Source organism: Methylomonas sp. 2BW1-5-20 (assembly GCF_052474515.1).
In genome coordinates this window covers 3,399,658-3,411,283 of record NZ_CP184127.1, presented here as the reverse complement: position 1 = coordinate 3,411,283, position 11,626 = coordinate 3,399,658, and the positions used below count along the sequence as shown (strand labels likewise).

Sequence of the window (11,626 nt, the reverse complement as noted above, 5' to 3'; positions counted from 1 at the left end):
CGACTATTTGAGCGGGCTTTCTTGCTCCAGCCCCGTTTCGGAAGGCGAGGGGAGGGCTGATTTTTTCAGCCATTCCTGATTAGTTAGCCAGTTGGCTATCCAGGCCGGCAAGTCTGCGGCCGGCATCGGCCGGGCGATGCCGTAGCCCTGGGCGTTATCGCAGCCCAATTTCAGCAATAGCGAGCCGTGTTCCTCGGTTTCGACGCCTTCAGCTATTACTTGCCGATGAAAGGCGGCGGTGAGATTGATGATGCCGGCGACGATGGCCAAATCTTCCGGGTCGCCGAGGATGTCGCGAATAAACGATTGGTCGATCTTAAGGGTTTCGGCCGGTAAGGCTTTCAGATACGTCAACGACGAATATCCGGTGCCGAAATCGTCCAATGCAAAGCCGACCCCCATTTTTTGACATTCCTTCATCACGGTAGTGACTCGGCCAATATCTTCCAGCGCGGCGGTTTCCAATATTTCCAATTCCAGGCAGCCGGGCCGCAATTGCGGATGGCCGGCAAAGCCGGCTTGCAAGGTTTCGACAAAATCGTGGTGCAGCAGGTGGCGCGGGGCGATATTGATGCTGATGACAATATCCAAACCTATGTTTTGCCAACTTTCCAGATGATCGAGTGCGCTGGTCAAAACCCAGTTGCCCAGGGCAATTACCAATTCGGTGCCTTCGATATCGGGTAAAAATGCGGCAGGCGGTAACAAGCCCAGTTCAGGATGTTGCCAGCGGATCAAGGCCTCCGCGCCCAGCACGATACCCCGGCGCATATTCACTTTAGGCTGGAAATGCAATACAAATTCGTTATTGGCCAGGGCAATTTCGATTCTGGCCAAAGTTTCGCCGCGTATTTGTGCGATTCGGTTCAACTCCTGGTCGAACAAGTGGTAGCGGTTTTTACCGCGTTGCTTGGCAATGTACATGGCTTGGTCGGCATGCCTTAACAAGGTGTCGGCGTCGGCCAGATCGGCGGGGTATAAGGTCAGGCCCAGGCTGGCGGATACGGCTACGGCATAGTCTGCTATGGTTAACGGCTCGGCGACTTTGCAAAGCATGCGTTCCAGGACGGCTTCGCATTCGCGGCTATCGTTAAAATCCAGCAATAACAGCACAAACTCGTCGCCGCCTATACGGGCCACGGTATCGCCGGCACGTAGGCATTCGCGGATACGTTGGGAGATTTCTATCAACAATTGGTCGCCCACTTCGTGACCGTATTGATCGTTAACCGGTTTAAAACCGTCCAGATCCAGATAACATACCGCCATGTGATTGCCGGCACGATGGGTATGGGCTATCGCTTGCGCGAGCCGGTCGGCCAGTAGCACCCGGTTTGGAATGCCGGTTAAGGGATCGAAATGCGCAATGCGTTCCAGATCGTGTTCGTGGTTTTTTATCGGGGTTATGTCGGCCGATAAGCCTATGTAATGGTGAATACTGCCCTTATCGTCGCGCACCACGGAAATAGAGGTCAGTGCCGCATATATCTCGCCGTTTTTGTTGCGGTTCCAGAGTTCGCCGCTCCAATGATCGTGAGTATCCAGCGATTGCCACATGGATTTGTAAAATTCCCTCGATTGCCGGCCCGATTTCAGAATGTTGGGATCTTTACCCAGAACCTCCGCGCGCGTATAGCCGGTTATCCGGGTAAACGCGGCGTTGACATCAATGATGCGATTACCGCTGTCGGTAATGACGACGCTATCGTGGGTATGGGCGAAAACGCTGGCTGCCAGACGTTGTTCCGCCTCCCGGCGTTGTAGTTCTCGCCTTAATTGTTCCCTTTCCAGCAGATTGCGAATGCGTAAACGGGCGATTTCGACACTGAGAGGTTTGGTCAGATAATCGGCGGCACCTAGCGAAAAGCCGAGGGCCTCGGCTTCGAGGTCGGTCAAGGCGGTGATGAACACGATTGGAATGTCCCGCAATAGCGGATTGCTCCTGATTCTGCGGCAAGTCTCGTAACCGTCCATATCGGGCATCATGATGTCGAGCAGAATCAGGTCGGGCGGATCATCCAGTGCCAGTGCCAAGCCCTTGCCGCCCGAGGTGGCGATTTGAATTTGGTACTCGTCTTGTAAGGCCAAACCCAGCAACGCCAAGTTGGCCGGCATATCGTCGATGGCGAGGATCTTTAACGGTTTATTGTTCATTTACCTTGAGCTCCGCGCCAACCCAATGCAGAACAAAGGTGCTGTAATTGCTGACGGGCTTGTTCGAATTTCATTTCGTTAATCAATTGCGCAACCCCGGTAAACCGCAATGCCACCGGGTTACCCTGCAACAGATTTTGCAGGCGCTTGATTTGATTAATGGCATGAAACATATTTTTGGCAAGTAAATTATCCAGTTCGTCCAGTATCGGGCCGAGCTCCAGGTTGTTTTGAATCAAGTTTGTTTCTTCCTGGCTTATAGCGGAAATCGCGATGCCCGTGGCAAGATCATGAACTGAATTTCCGGGATGAGTTTCCGGTGAAGGTTTATTGACTTGGGCGGGGAGCGGGTAGGAGTCTGATTGATATTCTAAGCGATGTGCCGTTTCCGTATGATCGACGCTTAATAGGCAAGTCAGAATTTCGCAGCGGACGCGAAACCAGAACCGAGCCCCCAACCCCGCTGCGCTCTCCGCCCCGGCTTCGCCCTGCATCAGTTCCGCAAAGCGTTGCACAATGGATAAGCCCAGGCCGGTGCCGGCGTAACGGCGTGTGGAACTAGAGTCGATTTGGCTAAAGGGTTTGAACAACAGGCGTTGTTTGTCGGCGGAAATGCCGATGCCGGAATCGGTTACCGAAAACTCCAACTCGGCATGCGTCTCGTGCCGTGCCCGTTCCGCGGCCCGAATGCGGATCTCGCCTTGATCGGTAAATTTGATGGCGTTGCTGACCAGATTGGAGAGCATTTGCCTGATCCTGATTTGGTCCAGCTGGTAGCTTTGTTCGGCGGGGCCGAGCCATTCGGTTTCGATCAGCAGACTTTTCTGATGCGCGCTTTCGCTAAACAGCGATTGGACTTCGGCGAGAATTTGCGGCGGTTTAACCGCCGAATACACAAGCTCCAGCCGATTGGCTTCGATTTTGGACAGATCGAGTACGTCGTTCAACAGTGTCAGCAAGGTTTGCCCGGAGGTCAAAATGGTGTGCGCGCATTCTTGACGCCTGTTTGGGTCGCAATCCGGCATGCTAAGCAATTGCGCCATGCCCAGGATACCGTTCAATGGAGTGCGGATTTCGTGCGACATGGTAGCCAGGAAGTTACTCTTGGCCTGATTGGCGGTTTCGGCGATACGGGTTTTGATTTCGTTGCTCAAAATCAGCGCCATGTGCGAAAAAAACGGCGATAGATAGTCGCGCATTTGCGCCGAACCCAGCATGTCGCTCATCTTGATGACACCGATTAATTCCTTGCCGATCAGCAAGGGCATGACCCAGGTACAGGCAATTGCCGGTGTCGCACCTCGTAGCAAGGTACGCTGCGAATCGGTTTGTTGTTCGATAAAGCGGCGATATTGAAACACTTCGTTGACCAGAGGATCGTCGATATGCTCCAGCACCCGCCGTTCGCCGAACAAGTTGGCGTAATGGATATCGCCTTCATCGAGATAATAAATTTCGACGTTACTGCCGCCCAGGCTGCCGCACAACGCTGTCATTAGGCTCTCCAGCAGGCCTTCAACCCCGGCAATCGGATTCAGCAGTTCCACCATATGCAGAATCAGATACAGATTGGCTTTTTCTTCGGAGAGTTTGCGGACGCGGCTATCCAGCTGCCGGATCCGCTCCTGTAGTTCTCGATAATTCGATGCTTGTTTCATTGTTCCGCGGCCAGCCGCCGGGTAATCGCATCGGCCAATACCGTTTCCAGATGCTCCAGACCGACATCCATCCACTGTAGCGGCAAATCGACGAAACGGGCGGCGGCTTCCGCCGCACTCGTGAAATCGCCGTTGCACGGGGTTCTGAGGGCCAGAATATATTTATGGCTGCTGTGGAATATTTCTCGAATCACCGTCATATTTGCGCCGAAACAGGCGGTGATCATAGGTTCCCAGGTCAATGCCCAATCTTCCAGCAAAAAATAAGCGCCTTTTTCCAGTTCCTGCATGAACAACTCGTAGCCCAGCAGCATGACGATACAATTTTGGCCGTGGGTGCGGCAGGTGTGGTGGTCTTCCAGATATTTTTCCATTAGCGGGTGGCAGCCGCCGTAAAATACTACGGTTTTTTCGCCGAGCTTTTCGCGTGCTTCAAGGGCTTGATTCAGCTCGGTCGACAGCCGATTCAGGTAATTGTGTAAGGCCGAGTCCAGATAATGGGTGTGGACATTCCAACGGTTATTATCGATCAATCTGTCCACTTCCTTGCGCAAGATGCCGCAGCCTATCATCGTTAGCGGCGCTTGATGTTCCGCTTGTATAGCGAAGGTTTTCATTCCAGTCTCCCGAATTCGAAGCCGGCATTGACCATGGCGTGGATATTCGCCGGTGGAACCGCTAAGGGCATCAGGCCGTTATTGAGCATAAATCGCCCGCCAACCTTGCCGGTTTCGATCACGCGTTTCACCTCGGCGCGAGTTTGTTCCGCACTCCAGTGGATCATTTTAATATCGTCGATGACGCCGCAGGTTAAGCCGCGGCTGCCGACCAGACGCTTTGCTTCGGCTAAATCGGCCAGCGGGCTGATGTGTAAAGTCTTGACTGCCAAGTCTTCCAGAATCAGATCGATCACATTGTTAAACGGCGCCATCCCGCAATAGTAAACGATGCCGTCGGTGCCGCCCGGCAATAAGTCCCGGCGCATCCAGGGCAATACCAAGTGCTCGAGTTGTTTACGGCTAACGAAATAGGATGAGCCGAACGGCGTGGCGTAAATCAGGACATTGGCGCCCAAGGCGCGCAACGCGGCGATTTCCTGATGGAAAAAGTCCGAGCATTTGCGCAGCAGTTCGTCACGTAAATCGAACGGGCCGAGCAGGAAAAGTTCCATCCATTTGTCCATGCCCATCAAGATGGCCGGCAAGGTGGTCGAGGCGGTGACATAAGCGCAAATCGGATGCGTTGCGCCGACTTCGCATCGCAAAATCTTTAGGCTGTCGGCGATGGTTTGCCAGGCTGGGTGTTGGGTAATGTCGGCGGGAATTTCGAGTTTGGCGATGTCGTCCAGGTTTTTGATGACGAAGTCGGCGACATTCGGTGCACCGTCGTCGGCAAACAGGATTTCCCGGCAACCGAGCAATTCCGCTTCCTTGCCGACATAATGCAGGCTCCAGATATTATCGTAGCCATAGCGCCGCAGCATACGCAATTGACCGTCGGCGACATAGTCGCCCTTGTTGAAATATTCCCGGGCGGACATGCCCAATTCCCGGGCGCCATGGTCGGGAAGATTGCAAAAAACCGGAATCCGCGGAGCGGGTGCGCCGGTTGCGGCGGCGTTAACGATTTCCAGCGGCGTCATGACTTGGCCTCGCGGATCAGATCGACGATGACTTTGGCCGCGGTAACTCCATCGGGCGCCCAGGCATCCGCACCGACTTTGGCGTACAGTTCCGGATCGAAACGATAAGGCGCGCCGCCAACCGCCAGCTTGATTTTGTGTTCCAGCCCGTGTTGTTTTAGTAAGGCCCTTACCCCTAAACTGCCTTTTTCGCTGGTTGCGGTATGGACCATCATGGCCGAAACGGCAATTACCTGGGCATCCTCGGCAATCGCCGCTTCGACAAATTTTTCGGCGCTGACATTGGTTCCCAGATCGATTACATCGACCATCAACGATTTTAAGCAACCCGTGACGATGCGTTTGCCCAGCGAATGCAAGTCGCCATAAGCCGCGCCGATGACCACGCGGCCGATCATCTCCGGCGGTTTGCTGAATTTTTCCAGCATTTTTTCGGTGACGTCGGCGGCGATTTGCGCGGTCATGAAATGTTGGGCCAGATTGGCATCCGGGTCTTTTTCGATGAAAGTCATCATCAGTTCGACCGCCGGAATTACCAATTTGAAGACGATATCCTCCGGACTTAAACCGTCGTTCAAGGCCCGATTCACAACATCCAACGCCGCCTGTTTATCTGTTTCGAACACTGCCTCGTTATAAGATTGAATATAAGCTTCGAGCATTATTCGTTCTCCGTGATGGGCATGGGTTGTAAGCGCAAATTGTCGATAAAACGGTTTTCGTATTCGAACAGGCCGCCAAGATTGATCACCTTGGACCGCTGCACGATTGAATCCAGTTTTGCCCGGCTCGCCTGGTTTAACAGGAGTTTTTCGCAACCTGCCAGGCTGGCATTGGCAAGCAGGCTTACCCGCTCGGCGGCGAACGCGGGGATTAAGCCGACGCGGAATGCGTTGTTCAGGTCCAGATGTTGACCAAAACTACCGCAAATCCATAGTCTGTCCAAATCCCTTGCCGTTAATCCGGCTAAGGCCAGCAATTGTGCCATGGCCGCTGCTGTCGATGCCTTGGCACGCTGAAAAATATCTATATCGCTCGCAAAAATAGCACTGTGCGGGTTGCTCGGGTCCAGCAAATAGCCGGTTTCGGTGTGCGGCTCGGTAAAACGTCCGGATGGCTTCAATAGTTTGGTTTCCAACAGCAGCGCAATTGCGTCGATGAAGCCGCTGGCGCAATAGCCGCGTGCCGATACGTCGCCCAGCGTTTGCAAATGCCAGGCTTCGGCAGTCCTGGACACCTTGCAGATCGCGCCGGCTTCGGCCGTTAAACCGTTGCGCATCCCTACGCCTTCGAATGCCGGGCCGCCGGGCACCGAGCTGGCCCATAAGTTTGTGCCATCCCACAGGGCAATTTCGGTATTGGTGCCGAAATCGGCCAATAGCATCGGTTGCGCTTGTTCGGTAATGCCGGTGGCGAGGAGATCCGCCAGCAGATCGGAGCCGATAAAGCCGGCTAGCGGTTGGGCGATATTTATTTCGGCATGCGGCGTGCGCCACGTCTTTAGCCAGAGCTCGGTGTCGGCCGGCTCGCAGGCAATAGGGCTTTGCCAGTTTTCCGGTTGGTAGAGACTGTCCGTACTATTGCCGCAAATTAGCGTGAGCATTGCGGTGTTGCCGACGATCATCACCTTACCCAGATCGGTCAGGATAGGCGTGATTTCACCCATGTCGCGGCTCAGGATATCCCGAATGCCGTCCATGATGGCGGCGCGCGCTTGCTGGCCGATACGTTGGCAGTCCGGACCGCTCAGGCGTTCGGCATCCAGACGAGTCAGAACATCGGCGCCGTGCGCCACCTGCGGATTGATACTGTAACGGCTGCCTATGCGCCGTCCGGATTGCCGGTTCCACAAGGACAGGCGGATATGCGTGGTACCCAGATCGACCGCGACGCCGTAAACGTAGTCGGTGATGGTCGGGTCGCCGCCACCGCGATATAGCTGACGGGTATCCAAACTTTTCCAGTCCGAATGCGGTGCCGGGTGTTCCAAGAAAAGTTCGCTGTCGCTACGCAGATGTAATTGGCAGGCTAGGCGCATGCCTATGGCCAAATCTTCCGGCAGCAGTTTTTGTCGTTCCGTCAGCGTCGGTGGGTTGACGTCGCCGCTGACGATTTGAATCAGGCAGGCGCCGCAGCTGCCCAAACCGCCGCAGGCGGCGCGGACGCGTAAGTCGGTGGTATCCAGTGCTTGCCGGACCGATACGGCAGTGTTGATCGGTAAACGCAGCGTCTGCTTTTCGCTACGCACAGTCGCCAGTGGATCTCCTGCCGGAGATGTTGGCCGCCCGGTATCGAAGTCTCCTTCAGTCATTGTCGTTGACGGCGGCTAAGCGGGGCGTTGCCGTATCGAAGCTTGTACCCGAGCGTAGGGATATCGCTAGGTGCGGTGCGTGCTTGGAAACGGATGACATAATCGATTGATAAGGCCGATTGATAAAAGTGAGCTTAAATGGCATAAACGCCAAAACAGCGGAGTTCTTCCCCTATTATTTTAGTGTGTATCTGAAGTTTCGTTCCGCGGATTGCGTGGGCGAGGCTATTGGCCATTGTTGGGGGAGTCGCCGGGGTAGTGAATTTTGGCCGAAGTGCCGAGACTGAAGACTGTGCGCAATCCGTTAAACTTTGCTATCTTCGCTCGGTATGTTTAAGTAAACGCCAGCTCAAACGCGGAATCCACTATTTCGGGAGGCTTGGGCTTCCCGGTATCTATGGTTTTTGCCGAATCGAACAGGAATTAGATGGAACCCGATAAGCAATCGGCCGATCGCCAGGCTACCATTTTGTTAGTGGACGATGAGTCCATCAATCTGTCGATCTTCGGGCAGTTTCTAGCGCCCTATTATCAGGTTTTGGTGGCCACCGATGGGCCGAGGGCTTTGCAATTGGCCGGCGGTACACCCAAACCGGACGTGATTTTGCTGGATGTGATGATGCCCGGCATGGATGGCTATCAAGTCATCGGTCAATTAAAGGCCGATCCCGATACCCGCGACATTCCGGTGATATTCGTTACCGCCTTGAGCTCGGATGTCGAGGAAGAGCGCGGATTGTTGCTGGGCGCGGTGGATTACATTTACAAGCCTTGTCATTTGTCGATTTTATTGGCCAGAATCAAAACCCAGTTGGAATTAAAGAACGCCCGCGATTGGCTGAAAGATCAAAATGCCTATCTGGAAACGGAAGTGCAGCGCCGGCATCAGGAAAATCAGGTTGTGCATTTGCAGCTTTTGCAATCGGAAAAATTGGCGGCGATAGGGCAACTGGCGGCCGGCATCGCCCACGAAATCAATAATCCCATCGGATTCGTCAGTTCCAATCTGAATACGCTAAACGGTTATTTGCACGACGTGTTTTCCGTGATGGACGCCTGCGATGCGGCATTAAACGAAAATCCTTTATCGGCCGAGACATTGCAAGACTTACGCGAACTAAAAACTAGCAAGCAGCTCGACTATCTACGTGGCGATATTCCGGAATTGATTGCCGAGTCCCGGGAGGGCCTGTCGCGGGTGCGCGATATTATTCAGGATTTAAAGGATTTTGCGCATACCGATAAAAACGAATGGGAATTGGGCGATTTGCATAAGGGTCTGGATTCCACGTTGAATATTATCGGCAACGAGCTGAAATACCGTTGTACAGTGCATAAGCAATACGGCGAGATTCCGCAGATTTATTGCCTGCCGTCGCAATTGAATCAGGTGTTCATGAATTTGCTGATCAATGCCGCGCACGCCATCGAGACCAAAGGCGATATTCATATTCGTACCGGTTGCACGGGGCAGGAAGTCTGGGTGGAAATAGGCGATAACGGCAAAGGCATTGCCCCTGAGAATCTTACCCGTCTGTTCGAGCCGTTCTTTACCACCAAGCCGGTGGGGAAGGGTACCGGCTTGGGCTTGTCTATTTCGCAAAACATCGTCCGTAAACACGGCGGTAGAATCGACGTGAGCAGCGAACCGGGTCAGGGTAGCCGATTTCGCGTTTGGTTGCCGATTCGTCCGCCTGAATTGGGGCGTTCGGCATAGCCCGGCGCGGCGTTCGCGGTTTTTTAAAACCAAACTGGCGGATGGGACGTTTCGTGCCAGACTATACCGGTATCAGAACACCACGATTGCAAAACCATGAACCAGACAGACATTAAAATACTGATTGTCGACGATGAGCCGAACGTGCTGAAAGCGCTGACGCGTTTGTTAAAGCAATACGAGCCTGTTACCGCCATTAGCGGCGAGGAAGCCTTATTATTGGCGGAGGAGCATAAATTCGATCTGGTGATTTCCGACTACCGGATGCCGGGCATTAACGGTATCGACTTTTTGATTCTGTTTAAACGCATGCAGCCGGACGCGGTACGCATCGTGTTGACCGGTTTCGCCGATTTGGAAGGTGCGCAACATGCAATTAACGAGGCGGAAGTGTTCCGCTTTATCAACAAACCCTGGAGCAATCTGGAAATTATTAACGTTGTGGAAAACGGTCTGGCGCACAAGCGTATATTGATGGAAAACCGGGCTTTAGCGGACCAAGTGCGTGCTCAGCAAAAGCTGCTGGATGAAAAAGAAGCGATTATCAGGGCACTGGAAGCGGAGGAGCCGGGCATAACCCAGGTTAACTGGGGGCAGGACGGCTCGATTATTCTCGATGAAGAGGATTTGAAATAGTTGGCGTGTGTTCTCTGTTTGCCGTTTGCGGCGGTGTTTAGCCGCAGCCAGCTGTCTCTCTCCGCCGGCCGCGTTGGATAATCTCAGAGTTGTTCCGTACGCTCGTCATTGCTGAAGGCATTGAAAAATTGCTTTGCAGTGCGGCCGTTTTTCGCGGCGTTCTGGTGGGCGAAATCCAGTGCGGCCTTGTGTAATGCATCGCGATTGCCCGGATAATCGACGAAATAACTGTCGATGATGTCCAGATAGGTCTGCGTATGTTGTGGATAAAACGCCAGACGTAAGCCGAAGCGGTCCGATAACGAAATTTTTTCCTCAACGGCGTCGGAATAATGCACCTCGCCGTCTACCAGCAGGGTGTCCAGATTGTCGCGCATATGTTCCGGCAGTAGGTGGCGGCGATTGGAGGTGGCGTAAAACAGCACATTTTCCGGCGGCAGTTCGATGGAGCCTTCCAAGACGCTCTTCAAGGGCTTGTAAAGCGCGTCGCCGTTTTCGAAGGATAGGTCGTCGCAATAAACGATGAAGCGCTGATTATGTTCGCGGATGTCGTCGACGATTTCCGGCAAATACACTAAATCCTGTTTATCCACTTCGATGATGCGTAAGCCTTCGTGCAGGTATTCGTTCAATAAGGCTTTTATCAGAGAGGATTTGCCAGTGCCGCGCGCACCCCATAACAAGGCATTGTTTGCCGGCAGACCGGCCAGAAAACGCTGGGTATTGTCGATCATTTGCTGTTTTTGCGGTTCTATGCCCAACAGTTGATCCAGCCGAATTGGATCGATTTGCCGAACGGGGCGCAGAAAAGCCTGACGTTGACGCCAGATAGCGGCATAGGTATGGTTCCAATCTATCATTTTGCGATCCTGATTAGGGTTTGAGTCGGTCTGTGCAGACCGCCGAATTGGCTTGGTTAAAGGGGGATTGTATAAATTTTAGTCAATTTAACGCCACTGTAATCACCGCAACAACTTAGCGTAGGTTTTAACGGTTTGTTAACAGAGTTATCCACAGATTTTGTGAACAAATTATCATTCCTGTGGGCATATCACGGCCGAGTCGATGTTTATCGCCCTACTTCAAGGCCATTTGGCACGGTAATGTTGGGCATTGCCGTTTGTTACCGGTAATCCGAACATAATCGCGGGTTAGCACTCAGTTTAGCGCCATGCCGGATAAAAAACGACCACAAAAGCGCATGGAACAGGCGAGGTCTGTTGTCTGGTCATTCTGCATGCGGCGGCTAGTGCCAGCCTTGCTGCCAGCGCGACATGTCGGTTAAGTCTCGCCAAGGGACAATTTGCTTGCGCTTGCTGTATATCGCTTCCAACTCAACGTAGGTCAGCGGTTGATCCGGTTCTGACGCGATCAGTTTGCTGACCAGAAAGTGTTTTTCCTTATCCAGGGGCGAGACCGCGGTCCATTTGCTGAGCAATAGTTTTTGCGGATTCAGGCGAGTATTCAAGGATTTTGCCATATAAATTTCCGGACGAGTGCGACCGCAT

General features: G+C 53.3%; 10 protein-coding genes. 2 read left to right on the top strand and 8 right to left on the bottom strand.

Annotated features, from left to right (window positions below; genetic code table 11):
- Positions 1–3: 3 nt before the first annotated feature.
- Genes ACH50O_RS15790 through ACH50O_RS15765 form a run of 6 tightly spaced genes read right to left on the bottom strand, consistent with a single transcriptional unit; the run spans position 4 to position 7,765 of the window.
- Positions 4–2,154: an EAL domain-containing protein gene (locus tag ACH50O_RS15790; protein WP_446808722.1), complete on the bottom strand. Its 2,151-nt coding sequence runs from the start codon at positions 2,152–2,154 to the stop codon at positions 4–6.
- Positions 2,151–3,812 (bottom strand): sensor histidine kinase, encoded by a 1,662-nt coding sequence (locus ACH50O_RS15785; protein WP_446808721.1) that lies wholly within the window; start codon positions 3,810–3,812, stop codon positions 2,151–2,153. The genes ACH50O_RS15790 and ACH50O_RS15785 overlap by 4 nt, the downstream gene beginning before the upstream one ends.
- A complete protein-coding gene (locus ACH50O_RS15780; RefSeq protein WP_446808720.1) occupies positions 3,809–4,429 on the bottom strand; it encodes a DUF1638 domain-containing protein in 621 nt (206 codons plus the stop codon). Before ACH50O_RS15780 ends, ACH50O_RS15785 begins: the two co-directional genes overlap by 4 nt.
- A complete protein-coding gene (locus ACH50O_RS15775; RefSeq protein ID WP_446808719.1) occupies positions 4,426–5,454 on the bottom strand; it encodes a uroporphyrinogen decarboxylase family protein in 1,029 nt (342 codons plus the stop codon). Before ACH50O_RS15775 ends, ACH50O_RS15780 begins: the two co-directional genes overlap by 4 nt.
- Positions 5,451–6,116 (bottom strand): cobalamin B12-binding domain-containing protein, encoded by a 666-nt coding sequence (locus tag ACH50O_RS15770; protein ID WP_446808718.1) that lies wholly within the window; start codon positions 6,114–6,116, stop codon positions 5,451–5,453. Before ACH50O_RS15770 ends, ACH50O_RS15775 begins: the two co-directional genes overlap by 4 nt.
- Positions 6,116–7,765, bottom strand: coding sequence for an ASKHA domain-containing protein (locus ACH50O_RS15765; RefSeq protein WP_446808717.1), 1,650 nt, complete (start codon positions 7,763–7,765; stop codon positions 6,116–6,118). The genes ACH50O_RS15770 and ACH50O_RS15765 overlap by 1 nt, the downstream gene beginning before the upstream one ends.
- 427 nt (positions 7,766–8,192) lie before the next feature.
- Between ACH50O_RS15765 and ACH50O_RS15760 the strand changes: the two genes are divergently transcribed.
- Both ACH50O_RS15760 and ACH50O_RS15755 read left to right on the top strand, forming a co-directional pair.
- The gene (locus tag ACH50O_RS15760; RefSeq protein ID WP_446808716.1) at positions 8,193–9,482 is read left to right on the top strand and encodes an ATP-binding protein; all 1,290 of its coding nucleotides are present in this window, start codon (positions 8,193–8,195) and stop codon (positions 9,480–9,482) included.
- A gap of 96 nt (positions 9,483–9,578) precedes the next feature.
- Complete coding sequence (locus ACH50O_RS15755) at positions 9,579–10,118, top strand: response regulator (protein ID WP_446808715.1); 540 nt, start codon at positions 9,579–9,581, stop codon at positions 10,116–10,118.
- A gap of 83 nt (positions 10,119–10,201) precedes the next feature.
- Here ACH50O_RS15755 and ACH50O_RS15750 read toward each other — a convergent pair whose 3' ends face one another.
- Both ACH50O_RS15750 and ACH50O_RS15745 read right to left on the bottom strand, forming a co-directional pair.
- On the bottom strand, positions 10,202–10,978 hold the full coding sequence (locus ACH50O_RS15750) for an ATP-binding protein (RefSeq protein WP_446808714.1): 777 nt from the start codon (positions 10,976–10,978) through the stop codon (positions 10,202–10,204).
- Between the two features lie 386 nt (positions 10,979–11,364).
- On the bottom strand, positions 11,365–11,598 hold the full coding sequence (locus ACH50O_RS15745; protein ID WP_446808713.1) for a TIGR02450 family Trp-rich protein: 234 nt from the start codon (positions 11,596–11,598) through the stop codon (positions 11,365–11,367).
- Positions 11,599–11,626 lie beyond the last annotated feature (28 nt).